The sequence below is a fragment of the Geomonas paludis genome (assembly GCF_014193585.1).
Lineage (GTDB): Bacteria > Desulfobacterota > Desulfuromonadia > Geobacterales > Geobacteraceae > Geomonas > Geomonas paludis.
In genome coordinates this window covers 725,760-751,499 of record NZ_BLXY01000002.1, presented here as the reverse complement: position 1 = coordinate 751,499, position 25,740 = coordinate 725,760, and the positions used below count along the sequence as shown (strand labels likewise).

21 protein-coding genes are annotated in these 25,740 nt (G+C 62.3%); all 21 read left to right on the top strand.

The window, feature by feature from the left end; all coding sequences use genetic code 11:
* Positions 1-41 precede the first annotated feature (41 nt).
* On the top strand, positions 42-479 hold the full coding sequence (locus H7687_RS08840; RefSeq protein WP_246404722.1) for a chemotaxis protein CheD: 438 nt from the start codon (positions 42-44) through the stop codon (positions 477-479).
* Positions 480-1,547, top strand: a complete 1,068-nt coding sequence (locus H7687_RS08835) for a protein-glutamate methylesterase/protein-glutamine glutaminase (protein ID WP_183346683.1) — start codon at positions 480-482, stop codon at positions 1,545-1,547.
* A gap of 177 nt (positions 1,548-1,724) precedes the next feature.
* On the top strand, positions 1,725-2,960 hold the full coding sequence (locus H7687_RS08830) for an EAL and HDOD domain-containing protein (protein ID WP_183346682.1): 1,236 nt from the start codon (positions 1,725-1,727) through the stop codon (positions 2,958-2,960).
* A 197-nt stretch (positions 2,961-3,157) separates the two neighbouring features.
* Positions 3,158-3,913, top strand: a complete 756-nt coding sequence (kdsB, locus tag H7687_RS08825) for a 3-deoxy-manno-octulosonate cytidylyltransferase (RefSeq protein ID WP_183346681.1) — start codon at positions 3,158-3,160, stop codon at positions 3,911-3,913.
* Positions 3,914-4,068: 155 nt separating this feature from the next.
* A complete protein-coding gene (gene pyrG / locus H7687_RS08820; protein WP_183346680.1) occupies positions 4,069-5,673 on the top strand; it encodes a CTP synthase in 1,605 nt (534 codons plus the stop codon).
* Positions 5,674-5,892: 219 nt separating this feature from the next.
* Positions 5,893-6,717 (top strand): 3-deoxy-8-phosphooctulonate synthase, encoded by an 825-nt coding sequence (gene kdsA / locus H7687_RS08815; protein ID WP_183346679.1) that lies wholly within the window; start codon positions 5,893-5,895, stop codon positions 6,715-6,717.
* A 206-nt stretch (positions 6,718-6,923) separates the two neighbouring features.
* Positions 6,924-7,889, top strand: a complete 966-nt coding sequence (locus H7687_RS08810) for a KpsF/GutQ family sugar-phosphate isomerase (RefSeq protein ID WP_183346678.1) — start codon at positions 6,924-6,926, stop codon at positions 7,887-7,889.
* Between the two features lie 279 nt (positions 7,890-8,168).
* Positions 8,169-8,537: a hypothetical protein gene (locus tag H7687_RS08805; RefSeq protein WP_183346677.1), complete on the top strand. Its 369-nt coding sequence runs from the start codon at positions 8,169-8,171 to the stop codon at positions 8,535-8,537.
* A 307-nt stretch (positions 8,538-8,844) separates the two neighbouring features.
* On the top strand, positions 8,845-9,360 hold the full coding sequence (locus H7687_RS08800; RefSeq protein ID WP_183346676.1) for a KdsC family phosphatase: 516 nt from the start codon (positions 8,845-8,847) through the stop codon (positions 9,358-9,360).
* Between the two features lie 255 nt (positions 9,361-9,615).
* Positions 9,616-10,905 carry a nucleotide sugar dehydrogenase gene (locus H7687_RS08795; RefSeq protein WP_183346675.1) on the top strand — a complete coding sequence of 430 codons (1,290 nt, stop codon included), beginning with the start codon at positions 9,616-9,618 and terminating at the stop codon, positions 10,903-10,905.
* Positions 10,906-11,675: 770 nt separating this feature from the next.
* Complete coding sequence (locus H7687_RS08790; protein WP_183346674.1) at positions 11,676-14,435, top strand: SLBB domain-containing protein; 2,760 nt, start codon at positions 11,676-11,678, stop codon at positions 14,433-14,435.
* A 29-nt stretch (positions 14,436-14,464) separates the two neighbouring features.
* Positions 14,465-15,643, top strand: coding sequence for a GumC family protein (locus tag H7687_RS08785; protein ID WP_183346673.1), 1,179 nt, complete (start codon positions 14,465-14,467; stop codon positions 15,641-15,643).
* A 70-nt stretch (positions 15,644-15,713) separates the two neighbouring features.
* Complete coding sequence (locus H7687_RS08780) at positions 15,714-16,997, top strand: nucleotide sugar dehydrogenase (protein ID WP_183346672.1); 1,284 nt, start codon at positions 15,714-15,716, stop codon at positions 16,995-16,997.
* Between the two features lie 46 nt (positions 16,998-17,043).
* Positions 17,044-18,024, top strand: a complete 981-nt coding sequence (locus H7687_RS08775; RefSeq protein ID WP_246404720.1) for a Gfo/Idh/MocA family protein — start codon at positions 17,044-17,046, stop codon at positions 18,022-18,024.
* On the top strand, positions 18,017-18,670 hold the full coding sequence (locus tag H7687_RS08770; protein ID WP_183346671.1) for an acyltransferase: 654 nt from the start codon (positions 18,017-18,019) through the stop codon (positions 18,668-18,670). The genes H7687_RS08775 and H7687_RS08770 overlap by 8 nt, the downstream gene beginning before the upstream one ends.
* The gene (locus H7687_RS08765; protein WP_198424623.1) at positions 18,667-19,785 is read left to right on the top strand and encodes a DegT/DnrJ/EryC1/StrS family aminotransferase; all 1,119 of its coding nucleotides are present in this window, start codon (positions 18,667-18,669) and stop codon (positions 19,783-19,785) included. The genes H7687_RS08770 and H7687_RS08765 overlap by 4 nt, the downstream gene beginning before the upstream one ends.
* On the top strand, positions 19,779-19,994 hold the full coding sequence (locus H7687_RS08760; RefSeq protein WP_183346670.1) for a hypothetical protein: 216 nt from the start codon (positions 19,779-19,781) through the stop codon (positions 19,992-19,994). The genes H7687_RS08765 and H7687_RS08760 overlap by 7 nt, the downstream gene beginning before the upstream one ends.
* 8 nt (positions 19,995-20,002) lie before the next feature.
* Positions 20,003-20,809, top strand: coding sequence for a sulfate adenylyltransferase subunit CysD (gene cysD / locus H7687_RS08755; protein WP_183346669.1), 807 nt, complete (start codon positions 20,003-20,005; stop codon positions 20,807-20,809).
* The gene (locus H7687_RS08750; RefSeq protein ID WP_183346668.1) at positions 20,809-22,023 is read left to right on the top strand and encodes a GTP-binding protein; all 1,215 of its coding nucleotides are present in this window, start codon (positions 20,809-20,811) and stop codon (positions 22,021-22,023) included. Before cysD ends, H7687_RS08750 begins: the two co-directional genes overlap by 1 nt.
* On the top strand, positions 22,020-23,771 hold the full coding sequence (locus tag H7687_RS08745; RefSeq protein WP_183346667.1) for an alkaline phosphatase family protein: 1,752 nt from the start codon (positions 22,020-22,022) through the stop codon (positions 23,769-23,771). Before H7687_RS08750 ends, H7687_RS08745 begins: the two co-directional genes overlap by 4 nt.
* 11 nt (positions 23,772-23,782) lie before the next feature.
* Complete coding sequence (locus H7687_RS08740; protein ID WP_183346666.1) at positions 23,783-25,735, top strand: sulfatase; 1,953 nt, start codon at positions 23,783-23,785, stop codon at positions 25,733-25,735.
* Positions 25,736-25,740: the final 5 nt, after the last annotated feature.

Below are 25,740 nucleotides of genomic sequence, written 5' to 3'. Positions count from 1 at the left end.
CGACGCAGGGAAAGGTGGTCTTCCTGAAACCGGGTCAGATAATGGTAAGCTCTGAGCCTGTGCTGGTGACCACCCTGCTCGGTTCCTGCGTCGCGGTCACCATCTTCAATTTCCGGCTCCGGCTGGGGGCCATCTGCCACGCCCAGCTCCCCGGCGGCGACCTCTTCGACGAGGTGGGGCCTCAGGGGAAGTACGTCGACACCGCCATCAGGGTCATGCTGGAGCGGTTGCTGCACCGCGGGGCGCTGCGCGGGGAGCTGGAGGCCAAGGTCTTCGGCGGCGCCGACATGTTCGATGCCCGCGGCAAGCTGCGCACCGTCGGCCGGCAGAACTCGGAGATGGCGCTCAAGGTCCTGGCGCACGAGTCGGTGCGGGTGGCCAAGCATGACCTGGGAGGGGAACGCGGCCGGAAGATCATCTTCCACTCCCACACCGGAGAGGTGCTTCTGAAACGGATGAGAAAATCAGGGGGTTGTTAGATGCCCAAGAAGATAAAGGTGCTGATAGTCGACGATTCGGCCGTGGTGCGCCAGACCATGGTGGAGATCCTCTCCTCCGACCCGCAGATCGAGGTCATGTCGACCGCCGGCGACCCTTTCATCGCCGCGGACCGCATCAGGCAGGAAGTCCCCGACGTGATCACCCTCGACGTCGAGATGCCCAGGATGGACGGGATCACCTTCCTGCACAAGATCATGAGCCAGCACCCCATCCCGGTGGTGATGTGCTCGAGCCTCACCGAGAAGGGATCGGAGACGGCCCTGAAGGCGCTGGAATACGGGGCGGTGGAGATCATCCAGAAGCCGCGCCTGGGGACCAAGGCGTTCCTGGAGGAGTCCCGGGTGAGGATCTGCGACGCGGTGAAGGCGGCGAGCCAGGCCAGGCTCAGGCGCGTCTCCGCGGTGAGCCACCAGGTCTCGCCCAAGCTCACCGCCGACGTGATCATGGAGAAGCCCAAGAGCCAGGCGATGATGCAGACCACCGAGAAGGTGGTGGTGGTCGGGGCGTCGACCGGGGGGACCGAGGCGCTGCGGACCTTCCTGGAGTCGCTGCCGGCGGACTCCCCGGGCATCGTCATCGTGCAGCACATGCCCGAGGGGTTCACCCGGGCCTTTTCGCAGCGGCTGGACGGCCTGTGCCGGATCACGGTCAAGGAGGCCGAGAACAACGACACCGTGGTGCGCGGCCGGGCCCTGATCGCGCCGGGCAACCACCACCTGCTTTTGAAGCGCAGCGGCGCGCGTTACTACGTCGAGATCAAGGACGGGCCGCTGGTGTCGCGCCACCGCCCCTCGGTGGACGTCCTGTTCCGCTCCGCCGCCCGCTATGCGGGCAAGAACGCGGTAGGGGTGATCATGACCGGCATGGGAGACGACGGCGCGCACGGCATGCTGGAGATGAAGCAGGCCGGCGCGTTGAACATCGCCCAGGACGAGGCCTCCTGCATCGTCTTCGGGATGCCCAACGAGGCGATCAAGCTGGGGGGGGTCGACTACATCCGTCCCCTGGACGCCATCAGCCGCGAGGTGATCAAGCTGTGCAATTAACGGCCCAACCGTACAACGGCCGTTCAACGTTCAACGTTCGACGTTGGGCTGTTGTGCCGTGGCCCAGGTTTTCCCGTCGGGTGAGTATGTTGCCGTCACAGTATGGCTGGCCGAAGCAGTGATCTTCTCGAACGTTGAACGTTGAACCTTGAACGTCTTTTGGTTTTTGAGGTTTTCATGGTTGAAGAAAAGTTCTTTCTGGGGCGCCAGCCCATACTGGACCGGACCCAGCAGATCATGGGGTTCGAGCTCCTGTTCCGCTCGCCGGAAAGCCTGAACGCGGCCAGCTTCCTGGACGTGCAGATGGCCAGCGCCAGCGTCATCGTCAACGCGCTGACCCAGTTCGGCATCCAGGACGTCCTCGGGCGGCACAAGGGCTTCTTCAACGTGACCCGCGAAGTGCTGATGAGCGACGCGGTGGAGCTTCTCCCCAAGGACCGCGTGGTCATCGAGCTTCTGGAAAGCATCGTCGCCGACCAGGAGGTGATCGACCGCTGCCGCTCCCTGAAAAAACTCGGCTTCAGCCTCGCCCTGGACGACCACATCTATTCCCCCAGTTTCCACGAGGTCTACCGCCTGGTCGACATCGTCAAGGTGGACGTGCTGGAGACGCCTGCCCAGTCCCTGCCGGAAATGGTGGAAAACCTCAGGAAGTGGCCGCTGACGCTGCTGGCGGAGAAGGTTGAAAACGCCGAGCACTACAAGTTCTGCTCGCAACTGGGGTTCGACCTGTTCCAGGGGTACTACTTCGCCCGGCCGGTGGTGCTCAGGCAGAACAAGATCGACATCGGCAAGATCACCATGATGCAGCTCATGAAGCAGGTGATGTCCGACGCGGAATGGTCCGAGATCGAGGAAACCTTCAAGCAGAACCCCGGCCTCACCTACAACCTGCTCCGCCTGGTCAACTCCGTGGCCATAGGACTCAGGGTGCGCATCAAGACGCTGCGCCATGCCCTGACCGTACTGGGGATGGAGCAGCTCAAACGCTGGATCACCCTGGCGCTGTACGCCAGCAACGACCAAAACGGCGTGCAGAGCCCGCTTTTGGAAATGGCGGCGACGCGCGGCAAGCTGATGGAGCTCCTGGTCCTTGCCTCCCGGGGGCGCGGCGCCGGCGAGCTTGCCGACCAGGCCTTCATGGTCGGCATCCTCTCGCTCATCGACGTGCTGTTCGAGGATGCCATGGCCGAGCTGGTGGGGAAGCTGAACCTCGTGGAGAACGTGAAGAGCGCGCTTTTGCACCACGAGGGGGACCTGGGAGAGCTCCTGGTACTGGCCGAACTGCTGGAACAGGCCGATTTCCCTGCCGTGAGCGAGCAGTTGGACATCTGCGAGCTGGAGCTGGACCAGCTTCTTTCCGCCCAGCTGGAGACCTTCTCGTGGGCCGACAAGCTGAGCGCATCCCTCTAATTTCACTCCTTGACACGAACCTTTCTTTTGATGTAACTTGTTTCGTCCCGCCAGACAAGGGACGGAGCCAGCGGTTCAGGCTGCGCTCCACCGGCTAAAATCGCAGCAAAAGCCAGCCACCAAAAATCACCAAACCACAACCGCAACCAGGACTCGATGCCGGCAGTGAACCGGTGCGGGTCGTACTGAGACGCCAAATGAAAATAACCGCGGTAATTCCCGCCAGGTATGCTTCTACGCGTTTTGAGGCTAAGGCATTGGCGGACATCATGGGGAAACCCATGGTGCAGCATGTCTATGAGCGTGCTTCCAAGGCCAACCTCGTTTCCGAGGTGATCGTGGCGACCGACGACGAGCGGATCGCCGCCGCGGTGCGCGCCTTCGGTGGCCGCGTGGAGATGACCTCGGTGGACCACGAGACCGGGACCGACCGGTTGGCCGAAGTGGCGGCAAGGCTCGATGCCGACATCATCGTCAACGTGCAGGGAGACGAACCGCTCATCGATCCGGCCATGATCGACCAGGCCATCGCACCGATGCTGGAAGACCCGTCCATCCCGATGGCGACGCTCAAGTGCCGCATCAAGACGCTGCACGACTTCCTTTCGCCCAACGTGGTCAAGGTGGTGGCCGATCCCAAGGGGAACGTGCTCTACTTCTCCCGTTCGCCGCTGCCGTTTTTCCGCGACAAGTGGAACGACCTGAAGGATGACGCCTTCTGCTGCGGGAAGCTTCTGTGCTACAAGCACGTGGGGCTCTACGTGTACCGCCGCGAGTTCCTCCCCGTTTTCGCGGCCTTGCCGCCGAGCTACCTGGAGATGGCCGAGAAGCTCGAGCAGTTGCGCGTCTTGGAGAACGGCTACCGCATCAAGATCGTCGAGACCGAGTGCGAGTCGATAGGTGTCGACACCCCGGCCGACCTGGAGAAGGTGCTGGCCAAATTAAAGGGCTAAAGCCGTTCAACGTTCAACGTTTTTGGCTGCTGCTGTTTTCTGTATCAGGTTCTTCGCTGAGGGATCGCGTCACGGTGCTGCTGGTGTTCTGCCAGCAGTCTCGTCGAACGTTGAACCTTGAACGTTGAACGGTTTCTATTTCGGAGGTTTTTTCAGTGAAGACAAAATTCATCTTTGTTACCGGCGGCGTTGTCTCCTCCATAGGTAAGGGACTCGCCGCCGCTTCTTTGGGCGCTCTGCTGGAGGCACGTGGGCTTCGGGTCACCATCCAGAAACTGGATCCGTACATCAACGTCGATCCGGGCACCATGTCGCCGTTCCAGCACGGCGAGGTCTTCGTCACCGACGACGGCGCCGAGACCGACCTCGACCTCGGCCACTACGAGCGCTACACCTCCAGCAAGCTCTCCAAGAAGAGCAACTTCACCACGGGGCAGGTCTACTTCTCGGTCATCGAGAAGGAGCGCCGCGGCGACTACCTGGGCGGGACCGTGCAGGTCATCCCGCACATCACCGACCAGATCAAGGCCAACATCCTCGATAACGCCAAGGGGAGCGACATCGCCATCGTCGAGATCGGCGGCACCGTGGGCGACATCGAGTCGCTGCCGTTTCTGGAAGCGATCCGCCAGTTGAAAAGCGACCGCGGCGCCGGCAACGTGCTCTACCTGCACGTCACCCTGGTCCCCTACATCAGGACCGCGGGCGAGCTGAAGACCAAGCCGACCCAGCACTCGGTCAAGGAGCTGCGCGAGATCGGTATCCAGCCCGACATCCTCTTGTGCCGCTGCGAGCAGGAGCTCCCCCAGGACATGAAGGCCAAGATCGCGCTCTTCTGCAACGTGGAGGAGAAGGCGGTCATCACCTCCCGCGACGCCGAGCACATCTACGCGGTGCCGCTGGCCTTGAACCTGGAAGGGCTCGACGACCAGGTGGTCGAGAAGCTCAACATCTGGACCAAGGCCCCGGACCTCTCCCACTGGCAGCAGGTGGTCTCCAAGCTGACCAACCCGGGCTGCGGCGAGGTCCGCATCGCCGTGGTCGGCAAGTACGTCGACCTCAAGGAATCCTACAAGTCGCTTTCCGAGGCGCTCACCCACGGCGGCATCGCCAACGACTGCCGCGTCACCCTGGTCTACCTCGACTCCGAGAAGATCGAGGAGGAGGGCGCGGACAAGTACCTCGCCGACGTGGACGGCATCCTGGTCCCCGGCGGTTTCGGCGAGCGCGGCACCGAGGGTAAGATCAAGGCCATCGAGTATGCCCGCGTCAACAAGGTCCCCTTCTTCGGCATCTGCCTCGGCATGCAGATGGCTGCCGTCGAATACGCGCGCAACGTCTGCCAGCTCCCGGAGGCCTTCTCCAGCGAGTTCAAGCCCGCCTGCACCAGCCCGGTGATCCACCTGATGGAGGAGCAGAAGGGGGTGGACAAGAAAGGGGGCACCATGCGCCTGGGCGCGTACCCCTGCTCGCTGACCAAGGGCACCTTCGCGCAGAAGGCCTACGGCGCCACCGAGATCTCCGAGCGTCACCGTCACCGCTACGAGTTCAACAACGCCTTCCGCGCCGCACTCGAGGAGAAGGGGCTGATCATCTCCGGCATCTACAAGGAAGGGAACCTGGTCGAGATCATCGAGCTCGCCGACCACCCCTGGTTCCTGGGGTGCCAGTTCCATCCGGAGTTCAAGTCCAAGCCGCTCAACCCGCATCCGCTGTTCAAGGCCTTCATCGGCGCCACCAAGGCAAGGAAAGGCAATTAATACAGGGATAAAGGGGATGAAAGGGATAACTGCTGAAAGCGTTTTTTAACGCAAAGCCGCAAAGACGCCAAGAAAAACACATCGAACAGGGATGAAGGGGATGGAAGGGATAACTGCATAAAGAAGGTTTGGTAACCCAATAATTCTTTAGGTTTTATCCCCTTTATCCCTTTTATCCCTGTTAAACGTTTCTGGTTTAGACGATTAAAGGAGTAGATCATGGTCCATGAGGTCTCTGTAGGTAATGTCAAAATAGGCGGGAACAGGCCGCTGGTGCTGGTCGCCGGACCCTGCGTGATCGAGAACGAAACGGCGACGCTGCGTCACGCGGAGCGCCTGATGAGCATCTGCAACGGCGTCGGCATGCCGCTCATCTTCAAAGCCTCCTACGACAAGGCGAACCGCACCTCGGTCACCGCTTTCCGCGGTCCGGGCATGGACGAGGGGCTCAGGATCCTGGCCAAGGTAAAGGAATCGCTGGGCGTTCCCGTCCTCTCCGACATCCACTCCATCGAGCAGGTGGAGCCGGCGGCGGACGTGCTCGACGTGCTGCAGATCCCGGCTTTCCTGTGCCGCCAGACCGACCTCCTGGTCGCCGCCGCCAAGACCGGCAAGGTCGTCAACGTGAAGAAGGGGCAGTTCCTGGCGCCGTGGGACATGAAGAACGTGGTCGGCAAGATCCGCTCCTGCGAGAACGAGAACATCATCCTCACCGAGCGCGGCGCCTCCTTCGGCTACAACAACCTCGTCGTGGACATGCGCAGCTTCCCCATCATGCGCTCCACCGGCTACCCGGTCATCTTCGACGCCACCCACAGCGTCCAGCTCCCGGGAGGGGAGGGGACCTCGTCGGGCGGCCAGCGCGAGTACGTGGAATTCCTGTCCCGCGCCGCGGTTGCCGCCGGTGTGGACGGCGTCTTCATGGAGGTGCATGAGGATCCGGAGCGCGCCCTGTGCGACGGTCCCAACTCGGTGCGCCTGGACGACCTGCCGGCACTTCTGAACAAGCTGAAGGCCATCGACGCCATCGTGAAACAGGCGTAAAAGAAAACCCCGATTCGAACAGGGATAAAGGGGATCAAAGGGATAACGGCGGAAAACGGCTAACGGCGGAAAAGCGATCTTAACGCAAAGCCGCAAAGGCGCAAAGAAAACAACTGGAGCTTTCGGGTAAAACCCTGATCTTTTTTGTTTTGGTTGTTATCCCCTTTATCCCTTTTATCCCTGTTAAATGGTTTAAGGAGTTGATCTTGATTTTAGAAGAAGCGAAGCGGGTAATCAGAGTCGAGGCCGAGGCACTTTTGAACCTGGAAGCATCCATCGACCGGACCTTCGAAAAGGCCGTCGAGATGATCCTCAACACCACCGGGCGCGTCGTCGTCACCGGCATGGGCAAGTCGGGCCTCATCGGCCAGAAGATCGCCTCCACCATGGCCTCCACCGGCACCCCCGCCTTTTTCCTGCACCCGGCCGAAGGGATCCACGGCGACCTGGGCATGATCATGAAGGGAGACGTCGTCATAGCCATCTCCAACTCCGGCGAAACCGACGAGGTGGTGCGCATCCTCCCGATCATCAAGCGTCTGGGTGCGTCCCTGATCGCCATGGCCGGCAACCCCAACTCCACCCTGGCCAAAAGCGGCGACATCTTCCTCGACATCTCCGTGAAGGAGGAGGCCTGCCCGCTGGGTCTCGCCCCGACCGCATCCACCACCGTGACGCTGGCCATGGGTGACGCCATCGCCGTGGCGCTCCTGGTGAGCCGCGGCTTCAAGGCCGAGGACTTCGCCATGTTCCACCCCGGCGGCGCGCTGGGGCGGAGACTGTTGCTGAAGGTCGAGGACATCATGCACTCCGGCGACGGGCTGCCGCTGGTCACCTCCGATACCCTCATGCGCGAGGCCCTTTTCACCATCACCTCCAAGGGGCTGGGCATCACCGGCGTCACCTCCGAGGACGGCGCCCTGGTCGGCGTCATCACCGACGGCGACCTGCGCCGGGCGCTTGGGCAGGGACTCGACATCATCAACCTGCCGGCATCGGCGCTGATGAAGAAGGGGGCCAAGCGGATCCGCCGCGACGAACTGGCGGCGCGCGCCCTGCAGCAGATGGAGCAGTATTCCATCACCTCGCTCTTCGTTTTCTCCGACGACGACGCCACCGCCCCGGTCGGCATCGTGCACCTGCACGACCTGCTGAAGGCCGGCATCGCTTAAACCCATTCAAACAGGGATGAAGGGGATACAGGGGATAAAGGCAAAAAGCTTTATTTAACGCAAAGCCGCAAAGGCGCAGAGGAAACATAAACAGAAACCGCAGGCATCGGGTTACTTCGGTCTTCATGTTTCTGTAGTTACACGATGCCTGATTTTCTTTGCGTCTTTGCGCCATTGCGTTGAAAAACAGGTTTTTCGGTTTATCCCTTTTATCCGCCTTTATCCCTGTTAAAGGTTTTGCAGTTCTAGCGCCTTTTGGGGGCATATCGGGAGGGTGTGGTGAACGAGCAGGACAGGCAGTTTATAGAGGCGCTGTTTACCAGGCAGGGAGACGAGTTCCGACAGGAGCTAAAGGCGACCTCCGAGAGTTTCCGACAGGAGCTACAGGCCACCTCCGAAAGTTTCCGACAGGAGCTGCAGGCCACCACTGAAGAGTATAAACAGCATGTCAGCTCGGCCATCGAGATTGTTGGCCACCAGATTTCCTTACTGGCTGAAGGACATCATGCCGTCTTGGATAAACTAGAGGGCCTCGAGGAAAGATTCGACAAGTTGGAAGCGAGAGTTGAGGGGATAGGCACAGAGATCGCCGCTCACCGGGCCGACACCGAAGCCCACCACGGGATTTACAGAGTAAAAGAAAGTTAGGGATAGACATTTTTTATCCCCTGTATCCGCTTGCACCTTAAACAGGGATAAAGGGGATAAAGGCATAAAAGCGTATTTAACGCAAAGCCGCAAAGGCGCAGAGGAAACATAAACAGAAACCGTAGGCATGGGGTACTTCAGTCTCCATGTTTCTGTAGTTACACAATGCCTGTTTTTCTTTGCGTCTTTGCGTCATTGCGTTGAAAAAATAGGTTTTCGGTTTATCCCTTTTATCCCCTTTATCCCTGTTTAAACGTTTTGTAGTTCTTTCCGCCTTAGCGTTTGCGTGAGGCGATGTGAGGTTTTCATGGAAGAAAGACTGAAAAAGATCAAGCTCCTGATACTCGACGTTGACGGTGTGCTCACCGACGGACGCATCATCTTTGATTCCAACGGCGTGGAAAGCAAGTTCTTCAACGTGAAGGACGGCCACGGCATCAAGATGCTGCAGCGCTCCGGCATCGAGGTCGGCATCATCTCCGGGCGGGAATCGCAGGTAGTCTACAACCGGGCCGTGGAACTGGGAATAGGGCAGGTGTACCAGAAGTCCCTGGACAAGCTGGTGCCTTACCGCCAGATGCTGGAAGCAACCGGCCTCACCGACGAGCAGGTCGCCTTCATGGGCGACGACGTCATCGACATCCCGCTGCTGAAGCGGGTCGGTTTCGCCGCGGCACCCGTCGACGCCGTCCAGGAAGTCCTTCCCTTTGCCCACTTCGTCGCCAAAAACCGCGGCGGCTGGGGCGCGGTGCGCGAACTGTGCGACCTGATCCTCAAGGCACAGGGGACCTGGGAGAGCGTCACCTCCAGGTATTACGTCTAGAACTGGTCAGAAGGGACTGGCTCCGTCAGGTGCCCGTCCCTCTAGCGGAACGCTTCGTTCTGCTCAGCCAGCTTCCTCAAACCACTAAGGGGACAGGCACCTGGCGGAGCCAGCCCCCCCTCTAACACCGGGATATCTCTCAATGGGATATCCCTTTTTTAATTTGCTTTAACTGTGGCGTTCCCGGAAAATTTTCTGATATACTCCTGTCCCTGGTTGTCTGGAGTTAAATCCACGTTGAGGAGAGCCTCTCTGATGTTAAAGCACGACCGAATTGTTTCAGTAATCGGGTTGGGCTATGTCGGCCTGCCCGTGGCAGTGGCCTTTGGCAAAGCGCGCAAAAGCTACGGCTTTGACATAAATGCAGCGCGCATCGAAGAGCTGAAAAGGGGGTACGACCGGACCGGAGAGGTGACTGCGCAGGACCTGCGCGAGGCGGACATCGTCTTCACCGACAGCATCGACGTTCTCAGGGAGGCAGACTTCCATATCGTCGCGGTGCCTACGCCCGTGGACTGCGCCAACCAGCCGGACCTGACCCCGATGCTGCGCGCTTCCGAGACGGTGGGGCGGGCGCTGAAGAAGGGCGACATCGTCGTTTACGAGTCGACGGTGTACCCCGGCGTCACAGAGGACGAGTGCGTCCCCATACTGGAGCGTGTTTCCGGCCTGGTATGCGGCACCGATTTCTTCGTCGGGTACAGCCCGGAACGCATCAACCCCGGTGACAAGGAACACACCTTTACCAAGATCAAGAAGGTCGTCTCCGGCCAGGACCAGGCGACGCTCCAGATCGTCGGGGACGTCTACGAGTCGGTAGTCACCGCCGGCGTGCACCGTGCCCCCTCCATCATGGTTGCCGAGGCCGCCAAGGTCATCGAGAACACCCAGCGCGACCTCAACATCGCCCTGATGAACGAACTGGCCCTCATCTTCGACCGCATGGGGATCGACACCAATGCCGTGCTGGAGGCGGCCGGGACCAAGTGGAACTTCCTGAAGTTCCAGCCCGGACTGGTCGGGGGGCACTGCATCGGCGTGGACCCGTACTACCTGACCCACAAGGCGGAAAAGCTGGGCTACATCCCGCAGGTCATCCTGGCCGGGCGGCGCATCAACGACGGCATGGGAAAGTTCATCGCCCAGCGCACCGTGAAGGAGATGATTCGCGCCGGGCACAACGTGCGCGGTGTGCGCATCACCGTGCTCGGCCTCACCTTCAAGGAGGACTGTCCCGACCTGCGCAACTCCAAGGTGATCGACATCATCCACGAACTCCAGGATTACGGGGTCGAGGTCCAGGTGAGCGACCCCCTGGCCGACCCGGACGAGGCGCAGCACGAGTACGGCGTCACCCTGACCCCCTCCGACAAGCTGCAGGTCGCCGAGGCGGTCGTGATAGCGGTGGCGCACAAGGAGTACCGTTCCCTGACCCCGGCGCAGCTCACGGGAATGATGAAGGACTCGCCGCTCGTCATAGACGTGAAGGGTGTCTTCAACCCGGTGCAGATGGCCGAGCACGGCATCCGGCTCTGGAGATTGTAGGGCGGCCGGCGGCGATCAGGCGGCGCCGGTAGTCAATGTAACCGGCGCCGCACAGTCAAATTTCAGACACTGGCAGTTTCTTTGACACCTTTTACTCTCAGCACCGCTAAGATATTCTGTCTCTTCCTTCCTCCATGGCACGCTATGCCAGTCATCAAAAAAAATTATCAGTCAGTTCCCATTCAGATATTTTCTGATACACTCTCAAATGTGTTCTAAGTCGCTGAGGATGAGAAGGAAAACGGCGAGGCCTTATGATCCCCTGTTCCCCTCATTCACCTGCAGGCATTGCTTAGGTCTGTTACATGAAAGTTCCGGCACGAAACCTGCTCTCGTCAACCATGTCTGGAACGGCGTGCAGGCTCTGCCCACTATTAACTACAGATCTTCCGACGCCGTTGTTTTTGCATTTACAACCCCATGTGTAAGTGGTATAGACTAGAGCCTGATCATTAGTAATGGTTTTCATTTCGTTGGGTGCAGTTGCGATCGGCTTTGCCTCTGGGCAGTCACGGTAATGTCACAAAGAACATCCTTCGTGTTTTCGGTGTGAGCTACTGTCTGATCTCCTAACGCTGTTCCCTCCTTAATTAGCAAACCACCTCATTGCAAAGACACCAACGCCGGGTTGCGAACAAGATTCCGTTATTTTTCAGCAGGTTTTCGTTTACATTTAAATGACCACATGATATACGATGCACCCGTAGCCGTTAATTTTTGTGCCTTTCAGATGCCGTTTCCTGTGATTCCAGTAAGAGGTACAACTAAGCATGAAAAGAATCCTGTTTCTCGTGGTAACGCTTACGCTCCTGTCCATTGCAACCGCCTTCTCCGCCTCAAATTCCGAGGATTCCTCCTCGAACGCGACTCCAGCACAAAATAAAGAAGACAGCTCCTTCGCTGTTTCTTCCGACTACTTCAGCGCTCCCGATGACGCCGACGAAGACAGCGCGCCGCGGGACAAGGCCGGCGATCGCTCCAGCTATCGTCGCACGTCGACGTCCCGTGAGGGGGACTCAGTTGATGAAACCATCGAAGGTGGTTTTGCAAAAGACAGCAAAGGACAGGGCGAGGACCTGACCGAGACAACCGGCAGGGAAGAGCGGGACTTCTTTGATCCCTCCACCGGCAAAGAAGAGCGGCAAACGGTGGACGGCACGCTGCGTAAAGAGCGCGAGAGCATCCGCGACGACAAGGATAAGAAAGACAAAACCGAAAAAAAGCAAACAAAGGAAAAGAAAAAGACGGTAAAGGCGCCTGTCAAAAAGACGGGACGTCCGGTGCAGGAGCCTTCGGCACTGGAGCAGGCCATGGGGGAGAACCCGCTCATCATCGACAAGTCCCGGCCGCAGCCGTACGGGTGGGACCAACTGACCCAGTTTGGCTACAGCTTCTTCAAGCGGGGCAAGGACCCCCTTGCCGCCCAGACCGACGTTCCGGTGGGGCCCGACTACCTCGTCGGCCCGGGAGACCGCCTGGTGGTCACGCTCTGGGGCAGCATCAACGGCACCTACAAGCTTGACGTGAATCGCAGCGGCGAGATCGTGCTCCCCAAAGTGGGCGCGGTCAAGGTTGCCGGGATAAGCTACGGCGAACTCCCGGCGGTATTGAAGGCGAGCGTTGCCAGGATTTACAAGGATTTCCAGCTCAACGTCAACCTCGACAAGCTAAGGATGATCAAGGTCTACGTGGTAGGGGAAGTCGCTGCCCCGGGTGACTACAACGTGACGTCGCTCTCCACCGTGATCAGCGCGCTCTCCGCAGCAGGAGGTCCCAGCAAAAACGGCAGCCTGCGTAACATCCAGATCAACCGCAACGGCAAGGTGGTGGAGACGGTCGATCTCTACGATTTCTTCCTGAAGGGAGACAAGGGGAAGGATATCCGGCTGCAGCCGGGAGACACCATCCTGGTGCCGGTCATCGGCCGCGTCGCCGGCATCGTCGGCAACGTCAAGCGCCCCGGCATCTACGAGCTCAAGGGGGACAGTTCCCTGAAGGACCTCTTTGCGCTGGGGGGCGGCGTCAATCCCACCGGGTACCTGCAGAGAGTGCAGTTGTATCGCGTCGAGGCGCACGACAAGAAGATCGTCAACGACTTCAACCTGGATCTCAGTGGCGCTGCTGCCGATCAGCAGACCTCCTCCATCAAGATGCAGGATCTTGACCTGGTCAACGTTCTCCCCATAGACAGCGTGCTGCGCGGCTACGTGAGGCTCGAAGGGCACGTGCTGCGCCCGGGTGATTACGCCCTGAAGCCGGGCATGAAGGTGAGCACCCTGTTGCAGGGCGACAACCTCCTGCCCCAGTACCACGGGGGTGCCGCGCAGATCATCCGCCTCTACCCCCCGGACCTGCATCCCGAGATCGTCTACTTCGACGTCACCGCAGCGCTCAAGGGCGAACCCGCCCAGGACGTCGAGCTCAAGGAGTTCGACCGGGTGAAGATATTCTCCCGCGAGCAGATGGAGGAGACCCCCGTCGTCAAGGTGAGCGGCGAGGTGCAAAAGCCCGGTCTGGTCCGCTACCTGGATAACATGACCGTGCGCGATTTGCTCATGCAGGTGGGCAACGTGAAGCTCTCCGCCTACCTTGGCAGCGCAGAAATCACGAGGATCAAGCGTGGCGGCGGCTCGGTCACCTCCTACTCCATCACCGTCAACCTCGAGCAGGCGCTGAAAGGCGGCGAGGAAAACATCAAGCTGGAGCCCTTCGATGAACTGACCGTGCGCCGCATCCCCAACTGGGCCGAGGCGACCGAGCGCTACGTCACCCTCAAAGGCGAGGTCATGTTCCCCGGCACCTATCCCATCTACAAGGGAGAGCGGCTCAGTTCCGTCATCGCCCGCGCCGGAGGGTTTACCGACCTGGCTTACCTGAAGGGCGTGCGCTTCACCAGGGAGAACGTCCGCAAGCTGCAGCAGCAGCGCATGGACGAGGCACTGGATAGGGCGCAGGACCAGATCATTAAACTGCAGAGCAACGTCTCCCAGACGGCAGCCTCGGCCGAAGAGGTCGCCAGTTCCAAGACCACCCTCGACAACCTGATGCGCAGCATAGAGATCCTGAAAGCGAAGAAGGCCGAGGGGCGCGTCCTGATGGAGATCACCTCCCTGCGCGACCTGAAGGGGAGCATGTACGACCTCGAACTGCAGGGGGGCGACCAACTCACCGTCCCCAGCGATCCCGGTGGCGTCAACGTTATCGGCGACGTCTACAACCAGAGCACCGTCGTTACCCAGCGCGGACGAGATATCGATTGGTACCTGCACCAGGTCGGAGGGGCGACCGGCGATGCCGACCTGGACGGTATCTACGTGGTTAGGGTCGACGGCTCCGTCATAAGCCAGGCCAACTCCTCCAAGTTCATGTTTTACAACTCCTTCTGGGGCAAGAAGCTTGACTCCGGCGACACCATCATAGTGCCGAGGCAGTACGAGAAGACTGCGTGGCTGAGAGGTGCCAAAGATATCGCTTCAGTCATAGGCAATATTGCGGTCACTGCAGGCGTACTCGTCGCGGCGGGGCTTTGATGGCGCATCTTGCGGCTAAAAGGGACGGTATGGAAGCGGAAGAACGATTTGTGGACGACGAAATAAAAGTGCTCGAACTGCTGCGCGTAGTGGTGCAGCGCAAGATGCTGATCTTCGCGGTCTGCGCCGTTGTCGCCGTCGTCACTGCCGGTTACAGCCTGACACTGCCCAACATTTATCCCGCCACCGCACGGGTGCTGCCGCCGCAGAAGGAGAGCGGCGGTGGGATATCCGCGCTCCTCGGGCAGGCAGGGGGCGGTCTTGCCGGCCTTGCCGCCGCGGGCTTTACCGGTGGCAGCGACCTGTACCTCGGCATCCTGAGGAGCCGCTCGGTCGCCGATGCCATCATCAAGCGGCCGGAGTTCGCTGAGGGTTTCAGGGGCAAGACCATGGAGATGGCGCGGCTGCATCTGGCTGCCGCAGTAAAGTTCCAGGCCGGCAAGGACGGCATCATCACCATCACGGCCGAGGACAAGGATCCCAAGCGCGCCGCGCTTCTTGCCAACGCCTTCGTCGAAGAGTTGGGCAAAACCACGGTCCGACTCAATCTCTCCAAGGCTGGCGGAGAGCGCGCCTTCCTGGAGAAGCGGCTGGAGGTCGTGAAGAGGGACCTGAAAGCGGCGGAGGAGGATGTGAAGTCCTTCGCACAGAGCAACAAGATCGTTCAGGTGGAATCGCAGGCCAAGGCCTCCATAGAGGGGATAGCGAAGCTCAGGGCCGAGTTGGCGAGCAAGGAGGTCCAGCTTGCGGTACTGAGCAGCAAGCAGACCGACCAGAGCCCGGAAGTGAAGGCCGTGCAAAGCAGCATCCGTGGCCTGAAGAGCCAGATTGGTGCCCTCACCGGTGGCGGCGGCTCGGTGCAGGCCATTCCCGCAGCCGGGGAGGTACCCGGGGTGGGGCTTGAATATTCGCGCAGGATGCGCAACCTGAAGGCGCAGGAAGCCATCTTCGAGCAGCTGACCAAGCAGTACGAGGTGGCCAAGCTGAACGAGGCAAAGGACGCCTCGGCCCTGCAAGTGCTGGACGAGGCAGTGGTCCCCACGGAAAAGAGCCGCCCGGCGCGGGCCCGCATGGTCGTGGTGGCCACGGCGGTGGCTTTCTTTGCCGGCGTGCTGCTCGCCTTCCTGCTTGAATACCTGTCCAACCTTTCAGAAGAAGAACGCAGCACCTTTAGTGAAATAAAGAAGTATGCCTTTCGCATGAAGTAGCGACCACATCTCCAGTCAGTATTGTGATTGGCCCGGGCCACACCAGGCTCGGCGCTGAAAGAGGAGGCATATGACCAGGCGGACTGTATCTGTTGTTGGATTGGGGTACGTAGGGCTCCCCGTGGCGGTGGCTTTCGGCATGAAGCACCAGACTATCGGCTTCGATGTGAACCACACCCGCATCAAGGAGCTGCAGCAGGGGTACGACAGGACCGGGGAGGTGGCGGCGGAGGCGCTTGCGGCCGCCGACATCCGTTATACCGACGACATCAAGGTGCTCGCCGAGGCGGATTTCCACATCGTCGCCGTGCCGACGCCGGTGGACAGCGCCAACCGTCCGGACTTGACGCCGGTGCTGCGCGCCTCCGAGAGCGTCGCCCGCGCCCTTAAAAAAGGGGACATCGTGGTGTACGAGTCGACGGTGTACCCGGGGGTCACTGAGGAGGAGTGCGTTCCGGTCCTGGAGAAACTTTCCGGGCTCAAAAACGGCACCGATTTCACCGTCGGCTATTCCCCCGAGCGCATCAACCCTGGCGACAAGGAGCACACCTTCACCAAGATCAAGAAGGTCGTTTCCGGCCAGGACCCGCGCACCCTCGACATCGTGGCCAGCATGTACGAGTCCGTGGTGACCGCCGGTGTGCACCGTGCTTCCTCGATAAAGGTGGCCGAGGCCGCCAAGGTCATCGAGAACACCCAACGCGACCTCAATATCGCCCTGATGAACGAGCTCGCCGTCATCTTCGACAAGTTCGACATCGATACCACCGACGTGCTGGAAGCGGCCGGAACCAAGTGGAACTTCCTCAAGTTCAAGCCCGGCCTGGTGGGCGGGCACTGCATCGGCGTCGATCCCTACTACCTGACCCACAAAGCCGAAAAGGTCGGCTACATCCCCCAGGTAATCCTGTCCGGCCGCAGGATCAACGACGGCATGGGCAAGTTCATCGCCCAGCGCACGGTGAAGGAGATGGTCCGTGCCGGGCACAGCGTCAGGGAGTCGGTGGTGACGGTGCTCGGGCTTACCTTCAAGGAGGACTGCCCCGACCTGCGCAACTCCAAGGTGATCGAGATCATCCGCGAGCTGCAGGAATACGGCATCACCGTGCAGGTGAGCGACCCGCTGGCGGACCCGGGGGAGGCCCTGCACGAGTACGGCGTCAAGCTGGTGCCCAAGGCGCAGCTGCACAAAAGCGACGCGGTGGTGGTCGCGGTCGCCCACGACGAATACCGTACGCTGAGCGTGCCCGACATCAGGGGGATGATGAACGGTGCGCCGCTTTTGATCGACGTCAAGGGTATCTACGACCGGGAGCAGCTGGAACAGCACGACGTGCGGTTCTGGAGACTTTGAAAACGCAGCTGGCAACGCCAAAACGCTAAAGAAGGGGAGCTTTATCATGATGAAGAACTTCGCATTGATAGGAGTAGGCGGCTACATCGCGCCCCGTCACTTGAAGGCCATCAAGGAAACCAACAACAGGCTGATCGCGGCCCTGGACGTGAACGACTCGGTCGGGATCCTGGACCGGTTTTTCCCCGATGTTTCCTTCTTCACCGAGTTCGAGCGCTTCGACCGTTACGTCGAGAAACTCAGGCGCCAGGACCCGGCCAGGCGGATCGACTACGTCTCGATTTGCTCCCCCAACTACCTGCACGACGCACACATCCGCTTCGCCCTGCGCATCGGCGCCAACGCCATCTGCGAGAAACCCCTGGTGCTGAGTCCCTGGAACCTGGACGCGCTGGAGGAGATGGAGGCGGAGAGCGGCAAAAAGGTGAACACCATCCTGCAACTTCGCGTGCACCCCTCGCTGGTCGCCCTCAAGGACTCCCTCGCGGCCGCGCACGAGGCCCGGCCCAACGAGAAAAAGCACGATGTCATCCTGACCTACATCACCTCCCGCGGCCCCTGGTACCACAACTCCTGGAAAGGGAACTTCGACAAGGCGGGTGGGGTGGCCACCAACATCGGCATCCACTTCTTCGACCTGCTGATCTGGCTCTTCGGGTCGGTGCAGAACAGCGAGGTGCACCATGCCGACGGTCACCGCACCGGCGGCGTCGTGGAACTGGAGCGGGCGCGGGTGCGCTGGTTCCTCTCCGTGGACCGCAGCGACCTGCCGCAGGCGGCCACTGACCAGGGACTCTCCACCTTCCGCTCCATCACCGTCGACGGCAAGGAGGTCGAGTTCTCCGAAGGGTTCACCGACCTGCACACGGTCGTCTACCAGCGCACCCTGGAAGGCAACGGCTTCGGGCTCAAAGACGCGCGCCCCGCCATCGTCCTCGCCCACGAGATCCGCGAGGCGAAGCCGCAAGGGGTGTCGTCGGCCTCCCACGAATTCCTGCAAGAGCTCAAGGAGGCCAAGCGTGTCTGACTACTTTGTCCATGAATCCAGTTTCGTCGACCAGCCATGCCAGATCGGCGCGGGGACCAAGATCTGGCACTTCTGCCACGTGATGAGCGGGGCGAAGATCGGCGAGCGCTGCAGCTTCGGTCAGAACTGCGTCATTTCCCCCGGCGTCGTCATCGGCTCCAACGTGAAGGTGCAGAATAACGTCTCCATCTACGAGGGGACCGTCATCGAGGACGACGTTTTCCTGGGACCCTCCTGCGTCCTCACCAACGTCACCAATCCGCGTTCCCAGGTGCTCAGGCGTTCGCTCTACGAGACGACCCTGCTCAAGAGGGGCTGCTCCATCGGCGCCAACGCCACCGTAGTCTGCGGCATCAGCATCGGGCGCTACGCCTTCGTCGCGGCGGGCGCCGTGGTGGCGAAGGACGTCCCCGACTACGCCCTCATGGTGGGCGTGCCGGCGCGCCAGAAGGGATGGATGAGCCGGCACGGGCACCTGCTTGCCGCGCCCGACGCCGCCGGGATCATGACCTGCCCGGAAAGCGGGCTGCGCTACCAGTTAAACGGTGAGGTCCTGCGCTGTCTGGACCTGGACGAAGAGGCCGCACTCCCGGCGGAGCTCGCCGTCGGCAAGGAATTCTACGACAACTTCAAGGCGGGGGCATGACCGTGAGCGCAATCGACTTCATCGACCTGAAGACACAGCAGCAGCGTATCCTGCCCGACCTGGACCAGAGGATGAGGGCGGTGCTCAACCACGGCCAGTACATCATGGGGCCGGAAGTGGGGGAGTTGGAGGCGAAGCTTGCCGCCTACACCGGTTCGCGCCACGCCATCGCCGTGGCCAGCGGGACGGACGCGCTGCTCATCGCGTTGATGGCGCTGGGGGTCGGTCCCGGGGACGAGGTGATCACCTCGCCCTTCACCTTCATCGCCACCGGAGAGATGATCGCGCTTTTGGGGGCGAAGCCGGTGTTCGTGGACATCGATCCGCGCACCTACAACATCGACCCCGGCAAGATCGAAGCCGCCATCACCCCCCGCACCAGGGCGATCCTGCCGGTGAGCCTGTACGGGCAGTGCGCCGACTTTGCCACTATCAACGCCATCGCTGCCCGCCACGGTCTGCCGGTGATCGAGGACGGCTGCCAGAGCTTCGGCGCCCTCTATCACGGCAAGCGCTCCTGCGCCCTCTCCACCATCGGCTGTACCAGCTTCTTCCCGTCCAAGCCCCTGGGCTGCTACGGCGACGGCGGGGCCTGCTTCACCGACGACGACGAACTGGCGGCCAGGATGCGCCAGGTGCGCGTGCACGGCCAGGACCGCCGCTACCACCATCCCGCCCTGGGTGTCAACGGTCGTATCGACACACTGCAGGCCGCGGTCCTTTTGGCCAAGCTTGAGGTGTTTGCCGACGAGGTGACGGAGCGGGCCCGGGTCGGGGCAAGGTACGGGGAACTGTTTGGAGACGCGGTGGTGACGCCGCATCTCGCCCCGGGCTGCAGCTCGGTCTACGCCCAGTACACGGTGCAGGTGGAGAACCGGGCCCAGGTGCAGAAGACGCTCGGGGATGCCGGCATTCCCACGGCGGTGCACTACCCGGTGCCGCTGCATCTGCAGCCGGTCTTCTCCGACCTCGGGCTGGGCAAGGGGAGCTTCCCTGTGGCCGAGGCGGCTGCCGACCGGGTCATGAGTCTTCCCATGCATCCGTACCTGAGCGTCGAGGACCAGCAGCGCATCGCCGCGTCGGTCAGACAGGCGGTCAAGGAGAGCCCATGTTGAGAGCATCCCTTTGGGTGCCGGCGCTGGCCCTGGCGCTGGTGGCGCTGACCCGCACCGACGCCCACGCCTACATCGACCCCAACACCGGCGGCTACGTCTTCCAGGTGCTCTTCCCGATCATCTCCGGGATAGCAGCGGCTTTCGTTTTCTGCAGGGACGGCATTGTGAAACTGGTGCGGAAGATCTTCCGCAGGCCTGACGGCAAGTAGGGGATCTTATGGACTACCTTGACGCCTTGGAAAGTAAAAGCATCTGCGTGATTCGCGAAGCCTACCAGAAGTTCAAAGGGCGCACCGGCATGCTGTGGTCCGTCGGCAAGGATTCGACGACCCTGCTCTGCCTGGTGCGCAAGGCTTTCTTCGGCAAGATCCCCTTCCCGGTGATTCACATCGACACCGGCTATAAGTTCCCGGAGATGTACGAGTTCCGGGACCGGCTGGCCAAGGAGTGGGGTTTCGAGGTCATCGTGGCCAGAAACGAGGAGCAGTTGGCTTGTGGCATGGGACCCGACCAGGGGGCCAAGCTCGACTGCTGCACCGAACTGAAGACCAACGCCCTGAAGCAGCTGATTGACCGGGAGGGGTTCCAGGCCATCCTGCTGGGCATCAGGCGGGACGAACACGGCATCAGGGCCAAGGAGCGTTACTTCTCGCCGCGCGACTCGCAGTTCCAGTGGGACTACGAGCATCAGCCGGCCGAGCTGTGGGACCAGTACAACTCGTTTTTGAACGAGAGCGAGCATTACCGGGTGCACCCGATCCTGCACTTCACCGAGCTGGACATCTGGCGCTACATCCAGCGCGAAAAGCTCCCACTGGTCGACCTGTACCTGAGCCGGCAGGGGCATCGCTACCGCAGTATCGGATGCGTTCCCTGCTGCTCGCCGGTCGCCTCGCCCGCAGCCAGCATCGAGGAGATCATCGAGGAACTGCAACTGACCACGGAGTCCGAGCGTGCCGGGCGGGCCCAGGACAAGGAGAATCTCTACACCATGCAGAAACTGCGCTCGCTGGGGTATATGTGATGCGTCCCTTCCCGATCGTCATAACCGGTCACGTCGATCACGGCAAGAGTACCCTCATCGGGCGGCTGCTCTACGACACCGGCGCGCTGCAGGCCGACCGCCTGGCAGAGATGCGGCAGAGTTCGCAGGATGCCGGCAAGGCAAGCGAGTTCGCCTTCGTTTTGGACGCCTTCGAGGAGGAGCGCGCCCGCGGCATCACCATCGACACCTCGCAGATCTACTTCACCAGTGCGCGGCGCCCTTACGTCATCATCGATGCGCCGGGGCACCGGGAGTTCATCCGCAACATGCTGACCGGTGCTAGTTACGCCGACGCCGCGGTGCTGATGGTGGACGCCGTCGAGGGGATCTGCCCGCAGACCAGGCGTCACGCGAAGCTTCTCGCCCTGGTGGGGATCAAGGACATCTGCGTGCTGATCAACAAGCTGGACCAGGCCGGCTACGACCGGGCCCGCTACCTGGAGGTGGCCGCCCAGGTGCGCGACCTGTTCGCGGAGTTCTCCGGCACCCCCTTCGCCATCATCCCCATCTCCGCCCTGACCGGAGAGAACGTCGCCAGCCGCGCCCGCGAGGGAGGGCTCTCCTGGTACTACGGCCCCTGTTTTCTCGAAGCGCTCGACGCCATAGATACCCCCGCCATTGAGGAGCGTCCCTTCCGCTTCGCCGTGCAGGACGTCTACCAGCACGAGGATGGGGCGGTCCTGGTGGGCAAGGTCGATTCCGGCCGCCTCGCCACCGGCGACCAGGTCGCCGTCTGGCCTGCGGGTGCCGCCGCGCGGGTCCGTGCCATCGCAAAGTATCCTGCGCCTGACGTGGGAGCGGCCAGCTACGGTGACGCGGTCGGCCTGTTCCTGGACTTGGACCGGGTGCCCGCGCGCGGGGAGGTCGTCGCCGGCGAGCCAGCCCCGGAAACCGTCTCGCTCTTTGGCGCCACCATCTTCTGGTTCGCAGACTGCTACGTCTCCGGCCGCCCGGTGGTGATCCGCTGCGCCACCCAGGCCGTTGCCGGCCGTATCGAGCTGCTCAAGGTGTACGACCCGGCCGCGCCGGACGAGGAACTGGACCCGGAGAGCCTGAACATAGGGGAGATGGCTCGCTGCCGCATCCGCACCGATGCCCCCCTGGTGATCGACCCCTTTGCCAGCGTCCCGGAATTGGGACGCTTCGTGATCGAGTGCGACGGGGTCCCCGCCGGCGCAGGGATCGTGGCATGACGGGGCGCATTTTCCTCGGAGTGGACGGCATGGACCCGGTCCTCGCCGAGCGCATGATGGGAGAGGGGAGCCTCCCCAGCTTCGAGCGCCTGGCAAAAATGGGCTCCTACGGCAGGCTCGCCACCATCGCGCCGCCGCAAAGCCCGGTGGTGTGGTCCACCATTGCCACCGGCAAGGCGCCCGGCGCCCACGGCATCTTCGACTTCATCCACCGCGACCCGGCGACCTACCAGCCGTTTCTGTCCCTGCACCGCCAGCAGGGGGGCAAGTACGTGAACCCGGTGCAGGGGGAGACCTTCTGGGAACGGGCGTCCCGGCGCGGCGAGCAGGGCACGCTCCTTAAGTGGCCCATGGGCTTCCCCCCGCGCCCCTTCCAGGACGGCAAGCTCCTGGCCGGGCTCGGCGTCCCTGACGTGCGCGGCATGCTGGGAAGCTACGCCTGGTACACCACCGAGAAGGGAGAGTTGGCACCCGACAGCAAGGGGCGCATCGTCGAGGTCTCTCCCCGCGGCGGCAGGATCCAGACCGACATAGCCGGCCCCTTCACCGCTTCGCTCACAGGCAGAAAGGCGGCCACCCTGCCGCTTTTCATCGACTTCGACGAGCGGCAGGCCACCCTGAAGATGGGCAGGAAGGTGGTGTCGCTGCCGGTCGGCTCGTGGAGCCCCTGGATCGAGCTTTCCTTCGATGTCGGCTTTTTCCGGAACGTGACCGGGTTGTGCCGGTTCCTGCTGCAGCAGACCGTCCCCGAGTTCAGGCTCTACCTGACCCCGGTTCAGGTCGACTACGCCAGCGCCGAGTTCCCCATCGCCACCCCCGCCGGGTACGCGGGTGAGCTGTGCCAGGCCATCGGCCCGTACGCCACGCTGGGCATCTGCGAGGACACCAACGCGCTCAACGACGGCGTCCTCTCCGACCTCGAATTCGTCGGGTTGTGCGACCAGGTGATGGCGGAGCGCGAGGCGATGCTGATGCATGAGTTAGGGCGCTTCCGCGAGGGGCTCCTGGGGTGCGTCTTCGATACCACCGACCGCATCCAGCACATGTTCTGGCGCCTGCAGGACACCTCGCACCCCATGTACGACCCGCAGGCTGCCCAAAGCTGCGGCGACGTCATCGGCAGGTACTACCGCTGGATGGACCGCATCCTGGGCGACGTCATGGAGCGGGCGCCCGGGGCGAACCTGCTGGTCTGCTCCGACCACGGTTTCACCACCTTCAGGCGCTCGGTGCACCTCAATGCCTGGCTCCTGGAAAAGGGGTACCTCAAGCTCAAGCAGGGACTCGACTCCTGCGCCGGGCTCTTCGACGGGGTGGACTGGTCCCAAAGCAGCGCCTACGCGGTCGGCTTCACCAGCATCTACCTCAACGTGAAGGGGAGGGAGCGCCACGGCGCGGTAGATCCGGCGCACGTGCCGGCCCTGAAGCAGCGGCTGTGCGGGGAACTGTCGCAGTTAAGCGACGGCGACGTCCACGCCGTCAAAGGGTGCTACGACGCCCTGGAACTCTACGGCGGCCCCGAGCAAGGGCCCGACCTGGTGGTGGGCTTTGCCGACGGCTATCGTGCCTCCTGGCAGAGCGCCATCGGCGCCTTCAGCCGGGGCAGCGTCGTCGAGGACAACCTGAAGAAATGGAGCGGCGACCACTGCTGCGACCCGGCCCTGGTGCCCGGGGTCCGCTTCAGCAGCGGCTCTTTCGGCGACGCCATCACGGAGGTGGCGCAGATAGCGGGGGTCTTGTCGGCGTGACAGGGGTGACCATGACCAAGGGCAGCAAGATCAGAGCGGGCGCCCCGGGCGCCTTGTTCCGGCACGCCTACCTGGCCGCGGCCCTGCTGCTGGTCTTTTGCATCTTGCCGCTGGACCTGGTGTTCCGGCTGGCTTCGCTGCAGCTCTCCCTCTCTTTCGGGGAGCTGGCGGTCCTGACCGGCGCCATGGTCCTGCTGCTCGTGGCGGCCTCGCTGTTGGCGGCGCTGCTCCTGTTCCTGCTGCTGGCGCCTTTGAGCCGGCTGGCGGGGGCGACCGGGGAGCGGTTGGCAGTGGGCTCGCTCAACTACGCGCTCTCTTTCTTCCTGCTGTACGCGCTGCTGCGCAGTTCCCGGCTCTGGCTGGCCACCCTCGGGGTGCAGGTTCCCCTGCGCACCCTGGCCGTCGCCGCGCCCCTTTGGCTGCTGCTCCTGGTGCTGTTCAGGGGGAGGATGAACCGCAGGATGTCGGAGCTGGTGACCTCGGTCCGGAATCCCTTGGCTGCCGTCTCGGCAGTAGCGCTCCTGCTGGTGGTGGGGCACGCCGCGCTGCCATCAGCCGGCCCCGCGAGCGCGGCGGCCCAACCTGCGCCGCAGGCCGGCACCAGGCCCAACATCATCCTGATCAGCTTCGATGCCTTGAGTGCCAGGGACATGTCGCTCTACGGCTACCGGCTGAAGACCACGCCGAACCTGGACCGGCTCGCGCGTGAAAGCTACGTCTTCGACAATGCCATTGCCGCCGGCAACTGGACCAGGCCCGCCGTCACCAGCCTGCTCTACGGCGTCTACCCCTGGCAACACAGGCTGTTCAACACCGGCATCGGCAACGTGACCCCGGCCCTGGACCCGGCGCTGTCCCTGCCGGCGCAGCTCAAGCGCAGCGGGTACCGCACCGCGTCCTTCGTGACCAACTGGGGCTATGCCACGCCGCTTACCAACAACACCTGGCGCTACTTCGACCTGGACCAGGCCCCGGTTCAGCTGGATGCCTTCCCCACCGTCGATACCCGTTTGCGCTACCTGGCCTACCGCGCCGCGAGCGCCCTGCACTCGCCCCTGGCGCAGCAGGCCGGCGAGTGGCTCGCGGCGGCCTCGGAGGGGCTCAATAACAGCCTGGACCGGCTGCTGCCCCAGGACCGGCAGCCTTACCCGCCCGAGCTGGTCTTCGGCGCCATACTGAACTACCTGGAGGGTGTCCGGGCACAGGGGCACCGGGAGCCGTTTTTCGTGTGGGGGCACGTCACCCCGCCGCATGCCCCGTACGTGACCGCCAAAGAATGCGCCGACACCTTCCTGCCGCGCTCGGAGCTGTCCAGCTACCAGTCCCAGCATGCCCTCTTCGGCCCGTACCCGGCCGGGAGCCAGCACGCCGTCGACCGGCTCCGGCTCAAGTACGACGAGTCGGTGCTGTCCGCGGACCGGCGCTTGGGCGAGTTCCTGGACCGCCTGGCCGAGCGCAACTACCTGGATGACACGGTGCTCATCGTCACCGCCGATCACGGCGAGTCCTTCAGCCACGGCTACGTCACCCACGGCGGCGATCAGCTCTACCAGGATGTGGTGGGGATTCCCCTGCTGGTGCGGCTTCCCGGCCAGCAGACCGGTACCCGGGTCGCCACGCCGGTGTCGCAGACCGACATCTACGCCACCGTGCTGGCGCTCGCCGGTGCCAAGGTGCCGCAGGGGACCGAGGGTGTCGACCTTTTTTCCAGCCACGTCTCGCCGCAGCGCCGGATCTACAGCATGGCCTTTGACGGCAACACGGTGCGGGACCGCATCGGGAAGGGTACTCTGGCCCTTGTGCAAGGGGACCTGAAGTATATCTGTGACGTGACCGGCGCGCGGTGCGAGAGTTACGACCTGCACCGGGACAGGGACGAGAAGGTCAACATCTACACGGCGGCCCAGCGGCAGACCATGCAGGAGTTGATGCAGGCCGCGCACCGGCCGGTGCCGGGGCGCTAGGGGGA

Bases quoted from the DNA above. Each gene is read 5' to 3' on its own strand.
- H7687_RS08840 (WP_246404722.1), top strand. From the start codon at position 42: ATGGTAAGCTCTGAGCCTGTGCTGGTGACCACCCTGCTCGGTTCCTGC.
- H7687_RS08835 (WP_183346683.1), top strand. From the start codon at position 480: ATGCCCAAGAAGATAAAGGTGCTGATAGTCGACGATTCGGCCGTGGTG.
- H7687_RS08830 (WP_183346682.1), top strand. From the start codon at position 1,725: ATGGTTGAAGAAAAGTTCTTTCTGGGGCGCCAGCCCATACTGGACCGG.
- kdsB (WP_183346681.1), top strand. From the start codon at position 3,158: ATGAAAATAACCGCGGTAATTCCCGCCAGGTATGCTTCTACGCGTTTT.
- kdsA (WP_183346679.1), top strand. From the start codon at position 5,893: ATGGTCCATGAGGTCTCTGTAGGTAATGTCAAAATAGGCGGGAACAGG.
- H7687_RS08800 (WP_183346676.1), top strand. From the start codon at position 8,845: ATGGAAGAAAGACTGAAAAAGATCAAGCTCCTGATACTCGACGTTGAC.
- H7687_RS08795 (WP_183346675.1), top strand. From the start codon at position 9,616: ATGTTAAAGCACGACCGAATTGTTTCAGTAATCGGGTTGGGCTATGTC.
- H7687_RS08790 (WP_183346674.1), top strand. From the start codon at position 11,676: ATGAAAAGAATCCTGTTTCTCGTGGTAACGCTTACGCTCCTGTCCATT.
- H7687_RS08785 (WP_183346673.1), top strand. From the start codon at position 14,465: ATGGAAGCGGAAGAACGATTTGTGGACGACGAAATAAAAGTGCTCGAA.
- H7687_RS08780 (WP_183346672.1), top strand. From the start codon at position 15,714: ATGACCAGGCGGACTGTATCTGTTGTTGGATTGGGGTACGTAGGGCTC.
- H7687_RS08775 (WP_246404720.1), top strand. From the start codon at position 17,044: ATGATGAAGAACTTCGCATTGATAGGAGTAGGCGGCTACATCGCGCCC.
- H7687_RS08765 (WP_198424623.1), top strand. From the start codon at position 18,667: ATGACCGTGAGCGCAATCGACTTCATCGACCTGAAGACACAGCAGCAG.
- H7687_RS08760 (WP_183346670.1), top strand. From the start codon at position 19,779: ATGTTGAGAGCATCCCTTTGGGTGCCGGCGCTGGCCCTGGCGCTGGTG.
- cysD (WP_183346669.1), top strand. From the start codon at position 20,003: ATGGACTACCTTGACGCCTTGGAAAGTAAAAGCATCTGCGTGATTCGC.
- H7687_RS08750 (WP_183346668.1), top strand. From the start codon at position 20,809: ATGCGTCCCTTCCCGATCGTCATAACCGGTCACGTCGATCACGGCAAG.
- H7687_RS08745 (WP_183346667.1), top strand. From the start codon at position 22,020: ATGACGGGGCGCATTTTCCTCGGAGTGGACGGCATGGACCCGGTCCTC.
- H7687_RS08740 (WP_183346666.1), top strand. From the start codon at position 23,783: ATGACCAAGGGCAGCAAGATCAGAGCGGGCGCCCCGGGCGCCTTGTTC.